Genomic DNA, 21,741 nt, shown 5'->3' with positions numbered 1-21,741 from the left:
TTAGACGAAAGAACGCCGCTGCGCGGCTACAGACGAGAGACGAAAGAAAATGATTGAAGAAAATGAAGAGTTGAAAGAAGTGTCGGGCGAAGAACGCCTGAAGAATTTCATGGAACTGGTGCAGAACCAGAAAAAGGAACCCTGGGATTCCAGGCTGTTCGAAATCCTGGACGCCTTCGAGGACTTCTTGACGCTTCGTCCGGAACCGCCGCAGGAATGGCAGGAAACCTACGCCAAGAGCGGCAAGGAATTCGACTACTACCAGGTGGTGCTACCGCAGGATTTTCAGGATCCGTACGAAGACGACCTGGGAAATATCCGCAGGCTCCGCAACGAGTTCGAACGCACGCCCTCGACGATGGCTCTGGAACATGAACTGGTGAGCCGCAACTACTTCATTTTTGAAAACGGCCATGCCGAAGCGATTCCTGCCCCGCGTCCGATGCTGATGCTTGAAAGCAAGGACCGCGATGACGACGAGGAAGAACAGGAAGGCGATATTACGTGGGACTGCTGCATCTCGATCTTCCCGGATGGCAGCTACATTGCCTATAACTTGAATCATGACGACGAAGAGGAACTCGGCGAAGATTTCAAGGCCGAATTCGACAAGCATATCGATGTGCTTTCGAAACTGCAGCTCGTGATTCCGGTGGAAGGCCGCGACTACGGGATTTTGAATAGTAGATGTTAAAGGGGAGAGCCCTCCCCCTCGCTTAAGCCTCGGCTTAGCCTAAACCGCACACTCACATGGCCTCGGCCTTTGGCCGACGAATGTTCGCTTAGCGGTTAGGCTTTCACCGAGTCTTTCGCTACCCTTTCCCCTAGGGGTTGAACCCCTAAAACCCCGATGATGTATGGAACGTCTAGAAACAGAAATTTATCTGCGGTATAAGCAGATTATTGAATTGCAGGGGGTGGGCGCTTCGCCGTCAATGTTATGCTCCTCCCGAGCCTCATCTTGTCATCCCCGCGCTCCATCTTGTCATCCCCGCGCTCCATCTTGTCATCCCCGCGAAGGCGGGGATCTGTCAGAGAAATTCGCGAAGCGGGAATCGCGTTACACCCGCATGGAAGATTTGCTTGCCCGTTACGATGCATTCTGTTTTGACGGTTACGGTACGCTCTATAACCGCGGGAGCTTTGTTTACGAGGGTGCGCTGGATTGGTATGCAATGTTGCGCGCGGCGGGTAAGCAGATGCGCCTGATTACGAATGCGGCTTCCGATGTGGATTCGGTGCTTGCGGCAGATGCGGGCAAACGAGGCTTCGCGTTTAGCGAGGCCGAGACGATTTCTTCGGGGAGCTTGCTCAAGGATTTGTGCGCTGAATTGCGTGGCCGTGGCAAGGCGGTGCGCGAGGCGTATTACATCGGTCGCGAAACGGGCAAGCATGTGCTTGAACGTTGCGGAATTACGGCGGTAGCGCTTGATGCTGAACCGGCCGAACCGATTGTCGCGATTTCGTCGGCGAAGGATACTCCCGAAAGCTATGCTCAGGCGGCCAAGATTCTGCAGAAGCCTGGTGCTACGCTCCTGGTGCTGAATTCCGATGCGTGGGCACCGAAGATTCCGGATAACGATGGCGTGACTGTGCGCGAACCTGTATCGGGTGCGCTTTCTGAACGCTTGCGGCGCGATTCAATTTGCGAGGCGAACGGAATGGCGGGCTGCGAAACTTTTTATCTGGGAAAACCGTTCCCCGCGATTTGGAATAAGGTGAAATCGACACTTGCACCGGAGTCCCGTGTGCTGGTGGTGGGCGACACCTTGGGCACGGATGTGCTGGGTGCTCGTGTGGCCGGGTTTGATTCAGCCCTGGTGGTGGGGCGCAATGTGCCGGCGGATGAACTGGAGGCGGATGAAGACGTTCTCGGCGTTCGTCCCGATTGGTATCTGTAACTGTTGGTGAATATTTTATATTTTTGCCTATGAGAAGGGTCTTTATATTTGTTCTTTTGTTATTGTCCGTCAATGCTTTCGCGACCCATGTGGCCGTTCTTGAAACAATGGCCGATGGCGACACGAAGGATAGTTTGTCGCTGTTGGATCGCCAGTATTTGACGAACGTTTTGCGCGAACAGGCCGTGAAGGAACTCCCTGCCAGGGATGGCTTTACAATAATGACTCGCGAAAACATCAGTGCGATGCTTCCGCCGGGTAAGGCGATTGAAGATTGTGAAGGGTCCTGCCTTGCTGAAACGGGGCGGAACATTTCTGCTGATTACGTTTGCCAGGCGCGTGTGGGGCGTTTTGGCTCAAAGCTTACCCTTTCGGCGGAACTTTATGAGACGGCGGGCAACAAACTGATTGCGAGTTTTAACGGTCGTGGTGCCGATGTCGAAGAACTGCTTGTGCTTATCGAGAGCAAGTCGGCGGAATTTTTCCGCGAAGTGAAGGAGATGAACGAGCCGGTGTATGTACCCGAAGCTTCTAAGGTCCCTGAGCCGATTGACGGCCCAGCCGAAGTGCCTGATGCAGACACGTCTACTGTCATTCTGAACTCAGCCGATTCAGTTCGCACTGAAGCCGCTGTCGCTTATGATGAACTCGACGGCAAGGATGCGAGCCGCGTGGGCGAAAGTGTTCCTGCGAATGTAAATGACGAACCCGCGAAGAAGGGCGGTATTCATTGGATTCCGCTTAGCATTAGCGCGGTCGTGACTGCGGTCGGTATTACGGCGATTGTGATGGGCAATAAAAAGGCGAAGGAGGCTTCTGAAAAGACCTGGACGACTGAAGATGAATATCGAGACTATCATCAAGATGCGAAGGATTACCAGAAGACTCGTGCTGTTGGAATAGGTATCGCTATTGTTGGTGCGATTGGTGTTGGTTTGAGCATAGTGTTCTAGGAGGGGAGAATGATTAGACGAAAGACGAAAGAACGCCCCTTCGGGGCTACAGACGAAAGAGAAAATGTCATCCTGAGCGAAGCTTGTCATTCTGGAGCCGAAGGCGATAGAATCAAGCGTAGTCGAAGGATCTCTATTTGCATGTTGCTCACTGCATTCCTTTCCGCATGCACCGACTATGCTGCCAAAATGGAAGATGATTTTGAAGAGTGGAAAGCCTCTCGTGAGTTTTCTGAGCCTGCCGAAGAAACCCTGTCGTCATCAGGTGCTACACTTAGTTCTTCTAGTGTCACAGTGCAGTCAAGTTCTAGCGAGACAAGTGTGTCCAGCAGTTCGGAAAAAGCAGAATCATCGTCTAGTAAGGTCCCTGAGCCTGCCGAAGGGAGTATGACGGACGCCCGCGATGGTCAAACCTATAGGACAGTTGTTATCGGTTCGCAAATCTGGATGGCGCAGAACCTGAACTACGAAGCAGAGAACAGCTTGTGCTACAATGACGACCCCGCCCACTGTGCTACTTATGGTCGCCTATACACCTGGGCTGCGGCAACGACGGCCTGCCCCTCCGGCTGGCATCTCCCGTCAAAAGAGGAATTCGAAACTCTGTTTACTGCAGTGGGCGGTATTGGTACTGCAGGCGAGAAGCTCAAATCAACAAATGGCTGGAACAGTAGCGGCAACGGAACGGACGCCTACGTGTTCTCGGCGCTGCCTGCTGGCTTCAGGAACAACAATGGGTATTACTACTACGAGGGCAACGTCGCGAACTTCTGGAGTTCTACAGAGCACGGTAGCAACGACGCGTACGACATGTACCTGGACTACGAAAACGACAGTGCGAACCTGTACAGCAAAAATAAGTTCGACGGGTTTTCCGTTCGTTGCCTCAAGGACTATGAGCAAAACCTGTCGTCATCAGGTGCTACACCTAGTTCTTCTAGTGTCACAGTACAGTCGAGTTCTAGCGAGACAAGTGTGTCCAGCAGTTCGGAAAAAGTAGAATCATCATCTAGTAAGGTCCTTGAACCTACCGAAGGGAGTATGACGGACGCCCGCGATAGTCAAACCTATAGGACAGTTGTTGTCGGTTCGCAAATCTGGATGGCGCAGAACCTGAACTACGAAGCAGAGAACAGCTTGTGCTACAATGACGACCCCGCCCACTGTGCTACTTATGGTCGCCTATACACCTGGGCTGCGGCAACGACGGCCTGCCCCTCCGGCTGGCATCTCCCGTCAAAAGAGGAATTCGAAACTCTGTTTACTGCAGTGGGCGGTATTGGTACTGCAGGCGTGAAGCTCAAATCAACAAATGGCTGGATCAGTATCGGCAACGGAACGGACGCCTACGTGTTCTCGGCGCTGCCTGCTGGCGGCAGGGACAACAATGGGAATTACCTCAGCGAGGGCCTCGACGCGTACTTCTGGAGTTCTACAGAGAGCAATAGCTACTACGCGTACTACATGGGCCTGAACTACAAGGGCGACAGTGCGTACCTGAACAACTACGATAAGGGCTACGGGTATCCCGTTCGTTGCATCATGGACTAGCTGAAAAATTCAATTTTGACTTGAAATATGAAAAATGAAACTGCATATTTGTCAAACGATAGCCGGTACATTTTGTTTTCCTATGGAGCGGAAACATAAGAATAATCGGTCCGTATTCCCTAGAACGATACGAGCGCGTTGAAACTTGGGATAATGGTTATATCGTTGTTATGACAAAATACAGCCATAGTTCAGAACTCATAGAAGAATATATTGATTTGATTCCTGTGCTAAAGGATTTGTATATTGATGCAGAAAATTTTCTTGCACCCATAAAAAAGGTGGAGGTGAAATATGGTTGATGTAGAATCTATTGCTGCAGAAGCTTTTTATAAAGGTAATTAACCTATTAAGATAGAATTTTGAACGCGATTATACCATTTGGTATTATACCAAATGGTATAATACTATTTAACATTTTGTATAATACATTTTGTTAAATGAGTCTTTAAAAAAGTAAAACCGGTCTTTCAAGACCGGTTTGTTACTTCTGCAGAAGCCGGGGGCGCTCAGCGAAAGGCTTCGTCGCGATTCCGTATGCAGCGCGAACGGGGGCGCGGGCTGCGAGACGTTTTATTTAGGCAAACCGTTCCCAGCGATTTGGGAAAAAGTCAAGCGGAGTCTGCCAGAAGGTTCCCGTGTGCTGATGGTGGGCGACACCTTGGGTACGGATGTGTTGGGGGCTCGTGTGGCCGAGTTTGATTCAGCCCTGGTGGTGGGGCGCAATGTGCCGGCGGATGAACTGGAGGCGGATGAAGACGTTCTCGGCGTTCGTCCCGATTGGTATCTGTGATTTTTTACGTTTCTTTTTTACAAAAGTAGCCTTGGATGTGATAATAGAAGAGAGGCTATCGTGAAAAACTTTTCTTTTATTCTGTTCCTTCTGTGGGTGACGTCTGCTTGTGCCGGCGAATTTAGCGATTCTGTTGCCGTGAAACGGTGGACTGCGGGGGCTAGCTGCAATCATCATTTGACGTACTTGGCTATTGATTATCCTGTGGGCGGTGCGGCTTCTGTCGTGGAACCGATTCGCGACTGGATGGATTCCGTGGTGTCCTGTAACGGTCGAATTCGAAAAGGCGAAAATCCGGCAAGGATCTGCCTGGAGTGCGCCGCCAAGGATGACGAACGCCTGAAAGCCGATTTCGACGTTGATGACGCCTCTTTGCTGGGGAATGGTTATGACTCGACCTGGATTGTCTATAAGTCCCAGACAAAGAGTACGGTGATATATATGGTCGAGTCTACGGGTTATGAATTGGTGGCCGCCCACGGTTGGCGCAATTTCCCGACGTATGTTTTTTTGAAGGGGGAGTCGCGTCCTTTGGAATATAACGATGTTTTTGCGTTTCCTAAGAGTGTGATGATTCGCTATGTAAGGGAATTGGCCCGGACGGAGCCGAGCAATCAGCACGATTGCGGCGTAAAACAGGGCTTTTCTGATTTTGACTGGATTTTCCCGACTTCGAAGGGGCTGGGCTTTCAGTGGCATACCTATGCGGTCAACTGTGGTGCGTGTGGCAATGTGGTGCTAGTGTTGCCTTATGAGCGGTTCCGCGGAATGTTTACGAAAAAATTCTATGAATTGTTGCCGGAATTCGGGGCCGATACGAACTGATTTTCGCCAAGTTTTTTAGCAAAAAATAAGATTTAGCGCTTTATTCGCGTTATACTCTTTTGCTATATTTACCCCCGTTCGATAAAGGGGGCTCCTATGCTCAAGAAGTACTACAGGATCGAATCGGGTCGCCTCGCTAGCGCCCCGAACGAAGATGCAGCCGACATCGTGATGATGGGTTCATTGAGCCAAGAGCAACGTAGTGTGCTCGTTAAAGAGTACGAAATCACTGAACATACCATAGCCTCCGCTTTCGACTCGGACGAACTTTCCCGTATCGAGTACGACGACGACTTTACGACCATCGTGTTTAAGAAGCCGAAGAACTATTCCGCGAGCGACAACTTCCAGTTCCGCGTGGAATCTTTCGGTATATTTATCTTCAAGGACTGGGTGCTTTTGCTCACCGACTCCGACATTCCGGTAATGGACGAAAAGCGATTTTCGAAAATTGACAGCCTGAACACCTTTGTGCTTCGCGTGTTGAGCTATGCCATTTTCCACTTTAACGAACACTTGAAGATTATCAACCGCATCAACGACGAGCTGGAACAGAAACTGCGTACGGCCATGGAAAACAAGTACCTGCTTTCGATGTTCAGCTTGAATAAGGGCTTGATTTACTATGTAAGCGCCCTGAACAGTAACGATACGCTCCTTAAAAAGTTGCAGATTGGCCGCAGCCTCAACTGGTCCGAAAGCGAACGGGAACTCCTGGACGATATCGTGATTGAAAACCGCCAGAGTCTGCAACAGGCTGAAATCTACGCCAACATTTTGACGTCCATGATGGATGCCCGCGCAAGCGTCATCAGCAACAACGTGAACACGCTGATGAAAAACCTCACCATCGTGACGATTTCTATTTCGCTCCCGACGTTCTTCGCAAGCTTGTTCGGCATGAACGTGAAGCTGCCCTTTGGCATGAACGGCGACGCAACGGTCGGTTCGCCGATGGCCTTCTGGCTGATTATCGCGGTATGTATTCTCTCGGTGCTTGTATTTATGGCCTTCTGGATGCGCCGCAAGTAGTCTTTGTTAAGTTTTAGGCAGGTATTTTATGGACAAGATTTATCGCTCGGGTATCGGTTTTGACGTTCACAAGTTGGTGGAAGGTCGCAAGTGCATTATCGGTGGGGTCGATATTCCCTACGAAAAGGGCCTGCTCGGCCATAGCGATGCCGACGTGTTGCTGCATGCCATTAGCGACGCCTTGCTTGGTGCCGCGGGCCTCGGCGATATCGGAACGTACTTCCCGGATACTGACCCTGCCTTCAAGGGTGCCGATAGCCTGGAACTCTTGCGCAAGGTCGGCGAAGAAGTCAAGAAGGCTGGCTACGAAATTATCAATATCGATAGCATCGTGATGTGCGAACGCCCGAAGGTGAACCCGCACAAGGACCAGATGAAGGCGAACATCGCCCGTGTGCTTGGCCTCGACGTGAAGCAGATTGGCATCAAGGGAACGACTACCGAAAAACTCGGCTTTACCGGTCGCGGCGAAGGAATCGCCTCCCAGGCCATCGCCATGGTCCGTAGCCTTTAGACTGCGATGTCATCCCCGCCCTGCATCAAGTGCGGGGTAAACTCCGGCGGGGATCTCCTAACGAAGCGGAATAATTTATATTTACTGCGTCTAATTTGTTAGGAGGAAATCTATGCTTAAAAAGTGGTGCTTTGCAGTTGCCTTGCTCGTCTTTGTGCAGGTGTCTTTTGCGGCGTGGTCGGGTTCGTCCAAGTTACCGAAGGTGGTCAAGAGTGGCGGCCAGGACTACTACGAAATCTCGACTCCGGAAGAACTTGTCTGGTTCCTGGATTCGGCAACGGTGCTGAAGCAGTATGACGAAACGCTTCGAGCCTATTTGAAAAACGATATTGTTTTTGGCTCGGACACGTCGAAGCTTTGTTCAAAAAAATGGGTTCGAAATAAGAACCAGTCGCTCTTTCAGGGGCTCTTTGATGGCCGCGGGCATACCGTTTATGGCTTGAATGCAGAGAATTCCATGTTCGAAACCATCGGAATTAATGTGGGTGAAGTTCGCAACGTCAATGTGGCAAACAGCTCCTTCGGTAGCGATACGACTTATGAAGTTGGCGCCATTGTCGACTTGCTGCGCGGTGTTGTGCAGAATGTGAAAGTGACCAATACGAAGGTAGTGTCTGCTTATTATGCCGGTGGTATCGCGGGCCGCATGATTTCGTCGGACGATGAACTTACGGCCATTTTCAATAGTAGCGTCGAGGGAGGCTCTGTTACGGGGGCCTCCTATGTGGGCGGCATTGTTGGCTCTTCTAGAGGCCGCATTCTTGGCTGTTCCAATTCGGCGAAGGTCATCTATTCGGAAAAGGTGACTGGCAGAACGGATTTCTCGTATGATATTTATATTGGAGGTATCGTTGGGTACGCGGAATCGAAACCCGGCTATGCCATAGAAGGCTGTGTCAATCGCGGCGCGGTTGAAGTGGTAACGGCTCATAGGGAAGTGTATGTGGGCGGTGTCGCGGGCTATGTACTCGGCTCGGTTGCCAATTTGCAAAACTATGGCGACGTGTCGTCCAAGCTTTCTTTCAATAGCGATACGACTGCATCTTGGTCGATTTATTCTTATGTGGGTGGTGTTATTGGCAGCAAGCATCTTCATCGGTACGAAACGGGTGAACTCCGCGATTTCTTGAATGAAGGTAATGTGACTGCAATGGTCGAAGGCTACCTTAAAAAAGGCGAGTTCGCCGTTGGGGGAATCTTTGGTGAAAATCATTATGTTCCCATAAACAACGCGTTGAATAAGGGGTCGGTCAAGGCTTACGGCTACGGAGGCGAACTGCGAACGTATGTCGGTGGCGTTATCGGTTATGAACAGATGAATTCTAGTTATCAGGGATTTGACAAGTTGGGTAACCGCGGAAATGTTTATGCGGAAAGTGTATTCAGGACTTATGTAGGCGGTGTCTTGGGATGGGCGGATCGTCCGTACAACCTTAATTATGCACTGCGCCGTTCTTACAACTACGGTAATGTGACGGGTAGCGTTGCGGATACGTCGACCATTGCGGAAGTACTGAATGTGGGTGGCATTGTCGGTTGCGCAAACGAGATGATGATTGCCGATGTCTACAACCGAGGAAGTGTCTCGGCGAAGGGAAAACTCTCTTATGGCGGAAGCTACGTTGGTGGAATAGCGGGGAGCTATACTTATGCAGATTTCTATATCCAGAATGCCTATAGTGCGGCTCCTAGCATAAAGGGGGATTCCATCGGTGGTATAACGGGTTACATCAACGCCATGGTTTCTCCGCGTAACACCTATTACGACGGCACCCTTTCTAATGTGGGGGCGTTGGGTCAAGTCTTGTACAACGACCTGGTGGAATGTACGAATTGTAAGAAAAAGACTGCAGAACTGCAAAGTGACGAAATGGTGGCGGCGCTGAATACGTCGAACGGAGAAACGGTGAATAGAAAATTATGGGTACGCCGCGGTGGGTATCCGGTGTTCACGTTCGATAGCTTGTATAAGAACGATTCTGTTTTCTTTGATGTCAGTGAGTACGTGATTCCGCAATCGAAGATTGTTGATGATACGGTCGTTTATGTGATTTCTACTGCGGCGGAACTCCGGGCTTTCTTGGAATTGGGTAGTGCTCTTGGAGCGAAGGTTTTCAAGGTCGAACTTGCAAATGACATTGTGATGGGTCGCGATTCGATGCATGTAATGCAGCGTGCGATTACGATTGATACGAACTATCAAGGGGTCACGATGAACTTTGATGGCAAGGGGCATACGATCTACGGTCTGAATATGACGCGTGCCATGTTCTATTCTCTAGATACCGCTTCGGTGGTACAGAATTTGACGATTGCGAACAGCCGCTTTGTGAATGAAAATGGTCTTTCGGCGGCGGGTGTCGTTATTGAAAATGCAGGCTGTGTGTACAATGTGACTATCCGCAACAGTGTGGTGCGCGGTGGCGGCGCGGTTGGTGGACTTGTTGCCCATAACCGTTGGAGTGGAAAGCGGTATGCCATTAAGTCTAGGAATGAAAATACGGCGGTTTACTCGGATAGCCTTGCGGGAGGAATTGTCGGCGAAGCTTATGGTGGTGTAGTGAGCGAATGCTTCAATTCCGGTCGAGTGTCTGGCAAGATAGCCGGCGGTCTTGTCGGGTTTATGGATAAGGTTTATAATGGCTCAGCGGGCACCATCAGCAAGAGCTCTAACCAGGGAATGGTACTCGCGTTTGGAAAAGATTCCGTTTATGCAGGTGGTATTGCGGGCCGTGTCCGTTGGACGACCTTGAGTTCTGACTTGAATTCGGGCCTGGTGGAAGGTTCTGCAAATGTGGGTGTGCTGATGGTGGGCGGTATTGCGGGTTATATAGATTCGTCGATGGTTGTGACGGACTTGGGAAACTGGGGCCGTGTCCATGCGCTTTCGGGAAACGAAATTTATGCGGGTGGAATTACAGGTCGAATGAAGGGTGTAATCATGATGTATAACGAACAACCGAATCGCGTTAGCGGTTTTGTACAATCGTTCAATTATGGTCCCGTTAAGGTGCATCCGTCGAATAGCGCCTTTGCTGGTGGAATTGCGGGCTATGTGACGGGCGCAACACTCCAGCATGATTACAATAGGGGTGTTATCAGGAATGATGCTAAGGTGGATTATACGGGCGGAATTGCTGCGATTGCTGACTTTGTGACGATTGCGTATACCTATAACTATACGGATACCTTGTGGGGTGCAAATGTGGGAGCCCTTGCGTATGAACTTTCATCGCAGCATACGGTTGACGGTTTCTACTATAATTCTCGGCTGAAAGTCGATGCGTACAAGAAACGTCTTGTTTCGGATACGTCGAGTTTCTACAGGAATGTTTTCGCACAGACTTTTGAAGAGACCGTTGCCGACCATGAATATCTTAGCGATACGGAATGGATCTTTGGCGAATGTCTTCCCAAGTTGAAGCATGATACGACATCGACCTGCGCCGAACAGGCTGTCAAGGATTTCTATGGAGATTCCGATGCTCCGTATGAGGTGGTTTTCCTTGAAGATGTAATCTTCGCGGGTGATTCCTCGGGGCAGGGGGGCGAGGGAGAAACGACTCCTGTGGTGGTCGTGAAACCGGTGGCGCCTTTGATGCTGGTAGAGGTTTCGGCGCGGAATGTCTCTGTGACGGGTCTTGTCGAAAATCGCCCGGTGATGCTGCTCGATATGCGGGGGCGCCTGGTGGCGACTGCACGTGCCCATGGGACTACGGTGAACCTATCGGTTTCGCGGGCGGGCCGCTACATTGTCCGTAGCGGAAAACAGACAAGAATTGTAAATATCCGCTAGTTTTTGAGACAAAAGCCCCCGTCAATTGATGGGGGCTTTGCTTGTAATAAATATATTCCTTTTTTATAGCCCTTTATGGAATGGGAAAATGCTGGTACTTTACTATATTTTTACGTACTCTTTACAATAAACAATTCACCGCCATGAGCCCGAACTAGCTGAAAGGCAGCGACGATGATCCGGTAGTGGCGTTCCGTAGGAATGTCCTATGACACTTATGATTCTTAAAATGATTGGTTGCCTTGCGCTCCTCATGTTCGGCATGAAGACCATGAGCGAAGGCTTGCAGAAACTCACGGGCGGTCACCTGCGTGCTGTCCTTGGAACCATGACCAAGCACCGCATCGGAGGCCTTCTCACAGGTACCTTTGTGACAGCCTCGGTGCAGTCTTCTACCGCTACGACCGTCCTTACCGTAAGCTTCGTTAATGCTGGCCTGCTCACATTGAGTCAGGCCATTCCTGTTATCATGGGCGCAAACATCGGTACAACGGCCACGGCCTGGATCATGTCCATATTCGGGTTCCAGTTCAACATGAGCTCGGTGGTGTGGCCCTTCTTCGCCCTCGGCATCATCCTTTCTTACACCAAGAAGAACTCGACCAAGAGCATCGGCGAATTCGTGTTCGGTTTCGCGTTCATGTTCCTGGGCCTTACCACGCTGCGCGAAAATGCGGTGGCGATGGACTTGGCCCACAATCAGGCGGTCATCAACTTCTTTTCGACGACCGGCGGTTGGGGTATCTTCAGCACACTCCTGTTCTTGCTGTTGGGTAGCATCCTTACCATGTGCGTGCAGTCGTCTGCCGCCATCATGGCGATTACGCTCTTGCTCTGCAGTAGCGGCGTGCTTCCGATATATCAGGGCATTGCGCTTGTGATGGGTGAAAACATCGGAACGACTGTTACTTCGAACCTCGCGGCCCTTTCGGCAAGTACGCAGGCGAGACGTGCGGCCTTGGCCCACATGCTGTTCAACGTGTTCGGCGTGGTGTGGATTCTGATTGTATTCCGCCCGTTCGTGAACATGGTGTGTAGCATTGTAGGGTTCGACCCGACGTTCGTGCCGCATACCGAAGAAGAAGTTGCGCAGGCGGGTGTTCGTGTGACTTACGCGCTTTCTGCCTTCCATACGGCATTCAACCTCTGCAACGTGCTTATCCTCATCTGGTTCATTAAGCCGATGGAAAAAATCATCTGCAAGATTATCCGCGAAAAGGAAGATGGCGAAGATTTCAAGGTCAAGTTTATCAGTGCGGGCCTTATGAGTACCGCAGAACTTTCGCTTTTCGAAGCCCGTAAGGAAATCAACCTGTTTGCAGCCCGCACGCAGAAAATGTTCCGCATGGTGCCTGACCTGCTCGAGATGAAGGATGAAAACGATTTCGTGAAGCTCTTTGCCCGCATCGAGAAGTACGAAGGCATCAGCGACAACATGGAAATCGAAATTGCCAAGTACCTGAACCAGGTTTCCGAAGGCCGCTTGAGCCCCGAAAGTAAGACGAATATCCAGTCGATGCTCCGCGAAATTTCTGAAATCGAAAGTATCGGCGACGCTTGCTACAATATGGCCCGCGCCATCAACCGCAAGTTTAGAAGTTCCGACGACTTTACCGAAGAACAGTACAACCGCATCAAGCACATGATGCAGCTGTGCGACAAGGCGCTTACAAATATGATTGATGTCATTGGCGATGTGGTAACTGCTGACGCAAACCGTACGCTGAATATGGAGAACGAAATCAACGATTATCGCAAGCTCCTCAAGGAGAAAAACATTGCCGATATCGAATCGCAAAAGTACAGCTACCAGATGGGCGTGCACTACATGGATGTGGTGAACGACTGCGAAAAGCTCGGCGACTACGTGGTGAACGTGGTAGAAGCTCACACGAACAAGAAATTCTCGTAGGAAAATTCACCTATAAACGTCGCCATACGGCGTCATGTGAACTTTCTCGCCGTACGAATCTGTACGGCTTCGGTTCACATTCCTGGTCTGGCACTGCATTTTTAGTGCAGGAGATTGCGAAAAATAGCCCCGGTTTCTATGCCGGGGCTAAATTTTCGAATTTAAAGGTTGGTTTGATTATTCGACGGTCACGCTCTTCGCGAGGTTGCGTGGCTGGTCCACGTCGTTTCCGCGAAGCACGGCGATGTGGTAGGCGAGCAGCTGCAACGGTACGCAGGTGACAATCGGCATGAGCATCGGGGTCGTCTTCGGTACCTTGATAAGGTGGTCGGCAATTTCGTCGAGCGGGTGGCAGTCGTCGGTAGAAATGGCGATGACCTTGCCGCCGCGAGCCTTGATTTCACGTACGTTGCTGATGACCTTGTCGAACAGGGCATCCTTCGGGGCAATCACCACGACCGGCATATTTTCGTCGATCAAGGCGATCGGGCCGTGCTTCATTTCGGCGGCGGGGTAGCCTTCGGCGTGAATGTAGCTGATTTCCTTGAGCTTCAGTGCGCCTTCCATGGCGACGGGGTAGTTGAAGTGGCGTCCCAGGTAAAGGAAGTTGTTTGCCTTCACGTACTTCTGGGCGATGCCTGCGATCTGGTCGCTCAGCTGCAAAGTCTTTTCAACTAGTTCGGGGAGTTCCTGCATTGCTTTCACGATGTCGGAACCGGCTTCGAACGAAAGTCTGCGCTGGCGACCGAGCAAAAGCGCAATCATGGCGAGCACGGTCACCTGACTTGTGAATGCCTTGGTACTTGCCACGCCGATTTCGGGGCCTGCGTGCAGGTAAACGCCGCCGTCGCTCGTACGGGCGATGGTAGAACCCACGCCGTTACAAATGGCGAGTGCGGTAGCACCCTTCTGCTGGGCTTCCTTGAGGGCGGCCAGGGTGTCGGCGGTTTCGCCGGACTGGCTAATGGCAAGAACGAGCGTACCCGGCTTGATAATCGGGTTACGGTAACGGAATTCCGAGGCATATTCGACTTCGACAGGAACGCCAGCCAAGTCCTCGATCATGTATTCGCCGACCATACCGGCGTAGTAGCTGGTACCGCAGGCGGTAATGATGATTCGGTTAATGTTGCGGAGTTCCTTGATGTTGGTGTCGAGGCCTGCAAGCTTGGCATTGCCTTCGGCGTACAGCAGGCGTCCGCGCATCGTGTTGCGGAGCACTTCGGGCTGCTCGAAAATTTCCTTGAGCATGAAATGCGCAAAACCACCCTTCGCAATGGAGTCTGCATCGAATTCCACGTCCTGCACTTCGTGCTGCACCGGCTGGCTATGCGTGTTCAGCAGATTGTAGCCGTTTTCCTTGATTTCGACGATGTCGTTGTCGTCGAGGTACACCACTTTCTGCGTGTGCATGATGATGGCCGAAACGTCGGAGGCGAGGTAGAATTCGTTCTGGCCGATGCCCAAAATAAGCGGAGAGCCGCGGCGGGCGCCGATGAGGGTGCCGGGTTCGCTCTTGCAAATAACGGCAAGGCCGAAGGTCCCTTCGATGAGCGCAATGGCCTTGAGTACGGCTTCCTTCAGGTTACCCTTGTAGTAGTGTGCAATCAGGTGGGCGACGACTTCGGTGTCGGTTTCGGACTTGAATTCGACTCCTTCGGCCTGTAATTTCTTTTTCAGGATGGCATAGTTTTCGATAATGCCGTTGTGCACAATCGAAATGTTGCCGTCAAAGCTCTGGTGCGGGTGGGCGTTCTGTTCGGTCGGGGCGCCATGGGTTGCCCAGCGGGTGTGGGCGATGCCGATATGGCCGTGGAGAGGCTTGTCCTTGAGCTTGGCTTCGAGAGCTGCAATCTTTCCGGAGGCACGGACGGTTTCAATTTTCCCGTCTTCAATCAGGGCGACGCCCGAGCTGTCGTAGCCACGATATTCCAGTTTTTTAAGACCGCCGACCAAGATGGGTAGAGCTTCGTTCTGGCCGATATATCCGACAATTCCGCACATAGAATCAAATTCCTTCTTTTGTTAACGAAACGCAATATACCAAATTCTTTTGGTAAAAATGGGTTACAATTGGTCTTTTGCCGTAAGATTTTGTTATTTTTTGTACGTCTAACCAAAAGAGGAACAAATGAACAAAAAATTGTTTATTGCAGCGGGCGCTCTCGCCTTTGCTTTGACTGGATGTGATCAGATGTGCCAGGGTCCGAAGACCAAGACCGCTCTGGTGACGGAAAAGGATAAATACAGCTATGCTCTCGGTGCCCATTTCGGTAACCAGGCTCGTTTCCAGCTTGTGACTCGTGATTCCATCGACCTGGATCTCGATCTCTTCATCCAGGCTTTCAAGGAACGTTACAATAGCGATTCCGCTCATTTCCTGATGAACGACTCCGTAATTTTCCAGACGCTTACCGACCTTTCTCAGGCCCGTCAGGCTGAAAAGAACAAGAAGGATAGCCTCGCTGCCGAAGCCAACAAGGCTGCTGGTGAAGCTTTCCTCGCCAAGAACAAGACTGCCGAAGGCGTCGTGACTACCGAATCTGGCCTCCAGTACAAGGTGATTACCGAAGGTACGGGTGCAACTCCTGCCGATGGCGACATCGTGAAGGTGCACTACACCGGAACGCTCCTCGACGGCACCAAGTTCGACAGCTCCGTCGACCGTGGCGAACCGCTTGAATTCCCGATCGGCGCCGTGATTCCGGGTTGGACCGAAATGCTCAAGCTCATGAAGGTGGGCGGCAAGGTCACCGCTTGGATTCCGAGCGACCTCGCTTACGGTCCGCGTGGCCGTGGCCCGCAGATTCCGGGTAACAGCCTCCTCGTTTTCGAAATGGAACTGATTGACACCCATTCTGCCGAACAGCCCGCTGCTGAAGCCGCTCCGGCTGCAAAGCCCGAAGTCAAGAAGGCCGAAGTGAAAAAGGCTGAAGTAAAGGCTGCCAAGGCTGAAGCCAAGCCCGCCGCCGCTCCGGCTGCAAAGCCCGCAGCTGCTCCGAAGGCAGAGGCTAAGCCCGCTGCTGAAGCCAAGCCCGCTGCAGAAGCCAAGCCAGCTGCCGCTCCGACTGCAAAGCCTGCTGAAGCCGCCAAGCCGGCCGCCGAAGCTAAGCCGGCTGCACCTGCCGCAGCTCCTGCTGCTCCGGCCGCTGCACAGTAATCGGCTGACATAAATTTGCGAAGGGTCCCCGCGGTAAACCGCGGGGCCTTTTGTCTATATGCGAAAACTGTGGTAAAAAAACGTGAGTACAGGCTAATTATGAGGTAATCCCCATTTTAGCCTGTACTAATGGTAAAAATGCGTAATTAGTTTGTGTGTAATTTGCGAAATGTACAGTCTAAACGAGGGTGAAAACTGTTTTTGGTCTGTACGGTCGCCTGAGGGGGAATCCAAATCCCGATATTCATATTCTATATTTGGAGCATTATCATTTTGAGGTGCCTGTGAACCGTTTCGTGTTTTTAGTCTTGTCCGCGTTTTTGGCGTTGTCTCTATTCGGTTGTAATGAAGAGGAAAAGATTCAGAATCTAAAAGCGGAGGGCGATCGGCTTCGCGCAAAAATTGATTCGCTTTCCGCGGCTATCGACCAAGTTCAAACGCTTCCCGGCAACTGGAACGTGCAAAACGATACGGTCCGTGCGGGTGACGGCCTTTTTCAGGTGCTTGTCCGCATGCAGATTAATGAACGCGAACGCGGAAAGATTGTGCTTGCCTTGCAGGATAGCGTGGAACTTTCGAAGCTTCGCGTGGGGCAGGTGTTCTACGCCGCTCTCGATTCGGCGGGGAGTGTCCAGAAGTTCCGTTATGCCCCGAACCCGGCAACGGTCCACATGCTTAGCCGTACCGATTCGGGTTATGTCTATAAGCTGATCGAAAAGCCGGTGACTCGTCGCCAGTCCATTTTTGAAGGAGCGCTTACCGAAGGTAGCACCCTGAACGGAACCCTTTTCAGGGTGGGTATTCCCGGCCGTATGGTGGGAATCGTGAGTGGGGTGCTCCAGTGCAAGGTGGCTTTCCCCTTGGCCCGTGCCGGCGACAAGTTCCGCATCCTCCTCGAAGAGACCTTCTACCAGGATTCCATCTGGATTTCCGGAAAGGTCGTCTATGCGGAATTCGATGGACGTATCGTCGGCCACCACGAGGCTTTCCGCTACGAAGATCCGGATCCAAAGAGTTCCTTTAACGCCCATTACACCGAAAAGGGCGAGGCCTTGGTTTACGATGGTCTCCGCTATCCTCTCGACCGCCTGCATGTCACGAGCCCGTTCGGTAGCCGCATCCATCCGATTACCGGCCAGCGCAAGACACATTATGGTATCGACTACGGTAGTCCTACGGGCACTCCCGTTTACGCCGTCGCCGAAGGTATCGTCACCGTTTCCGGTTTCGACCAGTTCAGCGGCAACAAGATTGCCATTCGCCACAGGGACAATTCCGAAAGCTGGTACATGCACCTTTCTGCCCGCGGGGTAGGTGTCGGTGCAAAGGTTTCTGCCCGTCAGTGCATTGGCCGCGTGGGCTCCACTGGCCGCAGCACCGGTCCGCATCTGCATCTTGGCTTCAAGAACGAAAAAGGCGCCTGGATCAATCCGGCGTCCAAGACGATGATTGCCGCCCCGAAGCTCGAAGGCGAACGCCTGGCCCGCCTGCATAAGGAAGTGGCTGAAATCCGCTCGCAAATAGAGGCGACTCTCGCCGCCCCCGCCGTAAAGGCAAACGACACCACCGATGTGATGGTGCGTATGCGAAATCTTTAGTTATTTTCTTTTGTCGATGTCGTTGTATCTCAGCTTCATTTCCCTGAAGCTGGAAATGCCGTTCTTGGGTTCTTCGGGCAAGGCCTTGGCAAAATGCCCTAGCTTTTTAGTCCCGTAACCTGCAGAACGTTTAGCTTTTGCTTTCTTGGCGAGTTCCACGGCCTTTGCCATTTGCTCGTCGGGGTCGTCTATTTCGTAGTCGGGGAGTATTCCTAGATCGTGGAAACTTTTCCAGTTCTTGTCGAAACCTTCAGTCGTAGTCACTAGGGCGAGTCCGTTATTATAGGTGGTATAGAACGACTGACCGATTCCTTTCCCGTAGGAAAGTTGCCCTACAATGGGGGATTTCTTATTTGTGATGGTGGAGGCGAGTACGACTTCTGCGCAACTTGCAGAGGCGGTGTCGGCTAGCAGGACTATGTAGCGGTCCTTGGCGAGTCCGTCACTGCCAGCGGTGTAGGTAATTGTATCGAAAGCCTGAATGTATGTCCATTCTTCATTTTCGAAGACGGAATCGACCATTGTCTGTACGTCGGAAAGGATCGTGTCTCCCTTTGCGAGAAATTCCGAAGAAATGTCGTTGCACTGCCTCGTGCTTCCGCCTGGATTATTTCGCAAGTCGATGATGGTCGATTTAGCGTCCTTGGTCTTTTGCAGGGCGGTGATAAATTCTCCGTAGGTTCCGGAGTCGCTGATGGTCTGGGGGGTGAATTCCTGAATTTCGATGACCGGTATGGAATCTTCGTAGTGGAGTCGAACGGTCGGCGTGTAATATTCTTCTAGTTCCACGGCGGCGACAATCGTGTCTGCATCACGTCCGACAATGAACTTGAGAATGTCGCCTTTGTTTCCGGTGCACATGGCGTTGAAGTTCTTTTCGGTTCTAATGGAAACACCGTCGATGGTGTAAATGATGTCGCCTTCCAAGAGTCCCGCCTTTTCACTTGGAGAATGCGGGTAAACCTGGGAAATTCTTAAAAATTGGGTGTCGCTATCTTCGACGGTCTCGACTTCTGCCCCGACTCCAACCACGATGTCTGAATAGTTCGTTCTTTTCAGGACTTCACTTGCTACGTAAGGGTCGTAATATTGGGTGTAGTTGTCCTTGACTTGGCTGTACATATAGCATACGTCGTAGAATTCGGCGGTGCAGTATCCTTTATTGCCCTGGTTCTGTTTTGTTCCCTTGTTCAAATAGACCTTGTAGTTTTCGTCCAGTTCGTTACGCTTGTGACCGTACATATAATAAAGGTCGAGCAGGATGTAATTATCGAGCAGTTCCGCTTCGTAAATGGTCATGTTCGTTGTCGAGTCCTGACTCGGAACCAAAGACCATTCCTGGCTGTCGTCACTGCTTACAACTTGGGAGCACGCCGCTAAAAGTCCGACGGTAGAAACTGCAAGAAGGAAATGAATGATTCGCTTCATAAATCCTCGTTAGTTCTTTAAATAGAAAATACTGTCACCCTGCAAGATTGCCCCTCCCATATCCAGGGAGCGTCGCAGGGTAACGGGTTCTAAAACCCTTGCCTTGTTGGATTTCTTTCCGTAAAAATGTTCCAGGGCTTCTAATCCGCACTGGATGGTTGCCGGTTCGCAAGGGTAATCTGGAATGACGCCTGTCTTGTGGTATGAATTGTTTTTGGGCGTCAAGAAATCGAGGTTCGTGATGATGGCAAGGCCTCCGGCCATTGTATTCCAGGAGCTTTGTCCAATGCCTTTGCCGTAGGTCGTGTCTCCGACGATAGGGATGTTTGCTCCTTCTTGAATGGCGGCTGCGAAAATTTCGGCGCAACTTGCGCTCCCCTTGTTGACTAGGGCTATGAATTTTCCGCCTTCGCCGGCATCGCCTTCTTTTGCCGTTTCCGTTACTTTCTTGTAGGTCGGGTTTCCGTCGGGGGCGATGCTTCGCCAGGAACGGGTTGATATGACACCTTTTTCGATAAACAGGTCTGCCATGGCGATACATTGGCTGACGTGTCCGCCCGGATTGCTACGCAGGTCGAGAATCCTCGGTTGTGTCGTTCCGCGGGTTTCTTCTAGGTATGCACGGAGTTCACCGAGGGTTCCGTTTTTCTGGTCGGCGGTGTTGAGCTTGAAACCTGTGATGGTAATGAAGGGTATGTTATTCAGGGTGTCTATGAATACGGTTGGGGCGTAGATGTCCTCTTTAGTCATCTTATACAGGGTGGTGTCGCTGTTCGATGCGACAACCATGGAGATTTCTGTGTTGTAGGTCAGCAAGGAGTCGTAAGTGTTGAAGGCGTTTTCACCCTTAAGTTCGACGCCGTTTACACTCAAGATGTTGCCGAAACGTGGAACTCCTGCTCGTCCGGCGGGGCCGTTCTTGTAGACTCGGTAGATGACAATCGGGTACTCCATGTTGTAATATGCGGAGTATTCCATGCCGACGTCACCCGGAATGATGCTTGTATTGAGGTGATTCCTTGTTTGTTCGCTTTTGGCGGGAGGGACGTACCGTGTGAAAGGATCCGAAAGCTTGTTGTAGAGTTCGTTTACGGAATCGCCCTCTTCGTCCAGCAGCGGCAGTTCGTCTTCGTACAGGTATGTGCGCGTGAGTAGCCAATAGTTATAGCTGTATTCCGTCGGTTCGGGAGTGCTCTCGACCGGATGGAAAAAGTCACTACAGGCAGCGAGGAATAAGGCGATGAGCACGCTCGCTGTGCTCGCTTTGAGCCATGAGCATTTGTGCGTTCGTTCTTTTTGCTTTTTTATTTCAAATAACAAAGCGAATCTCCTCTCACACCTCAAAGCGTAGCGACCTCATAGCTCAACGGCGCTCTGCGCCGGCCTACTGGTCTATGCTCAGGCCCTTCTTGTCCAAAAGCACACGCGGGATTCCGCCTTCGAGCGGGTTTTCCACGACAGATATGGTTTCGAGGCTGTCGCATTCGGCGAGGCTTTCGGGGAGGGTGGCGAGCTGGTTTGCGTCGAGCACCAGTTCCTTGAGCTTTTTAAGGTTCGAAAATTCAGAGGGGATTGCGCCCAGGTTGTTGCCCGACACCATCAGGACTTCGAGCGATTCCAGGTGGCCAAGCGAGGCCGGGATGCTTGTCAGGTCGTTGTTGTCCAGGTAGAGCTTACGGAGCTTTTTAAGCTTGCCGAGGGTTGCCGGGACTTCGGAAAGCATGTTGTCGTGAAGGGAGAGCTTGGTGACGTTTGTCCACTTGCCGACTTCGTTTGTGAGGTCCAAGAGCTGGTTCTTGGCGATGTTCACGGTCTGGAGCTTGGTGAGGTTCCCTACAGAGTCCGGAAGTTCGGAGAGGGAATTGTAGCCCAGGTAGAGGTGTTCCAGCTTTGTGAGTTCGCCGATGGTTTCCGGGAGTTCCATCAGGTCGTTTTCGCTCACGGAGAGTTTTTTCAGGTTTTTGAGTCTGGAAATGTCGTCGGGAAGTTCCACGAGCATATTGCGATCGAGGACCAGTTCTTCGAGATCTTCTAGTTCAAAAAGTTCCTGGGGAAGGATGCGGATTTCCTTCTGGGAAAGGTCTAACGAGGTGGCTTTTTCGGTCTTAGCTTTGTGAATAACTTCTAGCAAATTCATATGAACATCTCCTATGATGTAAATCATAGCATTTTTGATTGAAAAAGATGCATTCCTGTACAAAAAAAGTAAAAAAGTATCATTTTTACACAAATGTTCACTACAAATTGGACTATTTTATGAAAAAAATTGAAAAAAATT

General features: G+C 51.3%; 15 protein-coding genes and 1 pseudogene. 12 read left to right on the top strand and 4 right to left on the bottom strand.

From position 1 onward, the window contains the following. Window positions 1-49: 49 nt before the first annotated feature. The 10 genes from Q0W37_RS01005 to Q0W37_RS00960 all read left to right on the top strand — a co-directional run bounded on the left by Q0W37_RS01005 (window position 50) and on the right by Q0W37_RS00960 (window position 13,277). Window positions 50-694 carry a hypothetical protein gene (locus Q0W37_RS01005; RefSeq protein WP_297697906.1) on the top strand — a complete coding sequence of 215 codons (645 nt, stop codon included), beginning with the start codon at window positions 50-52 and terminating at the stop codon, window positions 692-694. Between the two features lie 376 nt (window positions 695-1,070). Beyond that, window positions 1,071-1,901, top strand: a complete 831-nt coding sequence (locus Q0W37_RS01000; RefSeq protein ID WP_297697904.1) for an HAD-IIA family hydrolase — start codon at window positions 1,071-1,073, stop codon at window positions 1,899-1,901. 89 nt (window positions 1,902-1,990) lie between these two features. After that, window positions 1,991-2,854 (top strand): hypothetical protein, encoded by an 864-nt coding sequence (locus Q0W37_RS00995; protein WP_297697902.1) that lies wholly within the window; start codon window positions 1,991-1,993, stop codon window positions 2,852-2,854. Window positions 2,855-2,863: 9 nt separating this feature from the next. Next, window positions 2,864-4,405 carry a fibrobacter succinogenes major paralogous domain-containing protein gene (locus tag Q0W37_RS00990; protein WP_297697900.1) on the top strand — a complete coding sequence of 514 codons (1,542 nt, stop codon included), beginning with the start codon at window positions 2,864-2,866 and terminating at the stop codon, window positions 4,403-4,405. A 481-nt stretch (window positions 4,406-4,886) separates the two neighbouring features. Then, window positions 4,887-5,198, top strand: coding sequence for an HAD hydrolase-like protein (locus Q0W37_RS00985; protein ID WP_297697898.1), 312 nt, complete (start codon window positions 4,887-4,889; stop codon window positions 5,196-5,198). 60 nt (window positions 5,199-5,258) lie between these two features. Beyond that, a complete protein-coding gene (locus Q0W37_RS00980) occupies window positions 5,259-6,023 on the top strand; it encodes a DUF3298 domain-containing protein (RefSeq protein ID WP_297697896.1) in 765 nt (254 codons plus the stop codon). A 96-nt stretch (window positions 6,024-6,119) separates the two neighbouring features. Beyond that, on the top strand, window positions 6,120-7,055 hold the full coding sequence (locus Q0W37_RS00975) for a magnesium transporter CorA family protein (RefSeq protein WP_297697895.1): 936 nt from the start codon (window positions 6,120-6,122) through the stop codon (window positions 7,053-7,055). A gap of 28 nt (window positions 7,056-7,083) precedes the next feature. Beyond that, complete coding sequence (gene ispF, locus Q0W37_RS00970) at window positions 7,084-7,569, top strand: 2-C-methyl-D-erythritol 2,4-cyclodiphosphate synthase (protein ID WP_297697893.1); 486 nt, start codon at window positions 7,084-7,086, stop codon at window positions 7,567-7,569. Window positions 7,570-7,681: 112 nt separating this feature from the next. Then, window positions 7,682-11,365, top strand: coding sequence for a peptidase A26 (locus Q0W37_RS00965; RefSeq protein ID WP_297697891.1), 3,684 nt, complete (start codon window positions 7,682-7,684; stop codon window positions 11,363-11,365). 208 nt (window positions 11,366-11,573) lie between these two features. Further along, entirely contained in the window at window positions 11,574-13,277 is a 1,704-nt protein-coding gene (locus tag Q0W37_RS00960; protein ID WP_297697889.1) for a Na/Pi cotransporter family protein, read from the top strand. Between the two features lie 177 nt (window positions 13,278-13,454). On the opposite strand, the gene glmS is transcribed toward Q0W37_RS00960, so the two are convergent. Further along, window positions 13,455-15,281, bottom strand: a complete 1,827-nt coding sequence (gene glmS / locus Q0W37_RS00955) for a glutamine--fructose-6-phosphate transaminase (isomerizing) (protein WP_297697888.1) — start codon at window positions 15,279-15,281, stop codon at window positions 13,455-13,457. Window positions 15,282-15,408: 127 nt separating this feature from the next. On the opposite strand from glmS, the pseudogene Q0W37_RS00950 reads away from it, so the two are divergent. Both Q0W37_RS00950 and Q0W37_RS00945 read left to right on the top strand, forming a co-directional pair. After that, window positions 15,409-16,128, top strand: a pseudogene (locus Q0W37_RS00950) (FKBP-type peptidyl-prolyl cis-trans isomerase); the annotation flags it as partial. 593 nt (window positions 16,129-16,721) lie between these two features. Beyond that, window positions 16,722-18,035: a M23 family metallopeptidase gene (locus Q0W37_RS00945; RefSeq protein ID WP_297697884.1), complete on the top strand. Its 1,314-nt coding sequence runs from the start codon at window positions 16,722-16,724 to the stop codon at window positions 18,033-18,035. On the opposite strand, the gene Q0W37_RS00940 is transcribed toward Q0W37_RS00945, so the two are convergent. The 3 genes from Q0W37_RS00940 to Q0W37_RS00930 form a co-directional block, all read right to left on the bottom strand. Beyond that, entirely contained in the window at window positions 18,036-19,463 is a 1,428-nt protein-coding gene (locus Q0W37_RS00940) for a S41 family peptidase (RefSeq protein WP_297697882.1), read from the bottom strand. Between the two features lie 9 nt (window positions 19,464-19,472). Further along, window positions 19,473-20,711: a S41 family peptidase gene (locus Q0W37_RS00935; protein ID WP_297697880.1), complete on the bottom strand. Its 1,239-nt coding sequence runs from the start codon at window positions 20,709-20,711 to the stop codon at window positions 19,473-19,475. Window positions 20,712-20,847: 136 nt separating this feature from the next. Then, the gene (locus Q0W37_RS00930) at window positions 20,848-21,600 is read right to left on the bottom strand and encodes a leucine-rich repeat domain-containing protein (RefSeq protein ID WP_297697878.1); all 753 of its coding nucleotides are present in this window, start codon (window positions 21,598-21,600) and stop codon (window positions 20,848-20,850) included. Between the last annotated feature and the right edge of the window lie 141 nt (window positions 21,601-21,741).

This window comes from uncultured Fibrobacter sp., from assembly GCF_947166265.1.
GTDB lineage: Bacteria > Fibrobacterota > Fibrobacteria > Fibrobacterales > Fibrobacteraceae > Fibrobacter.
This window is presented reverse-complemented; position numbering and strand designations above follow the sequence as displayed.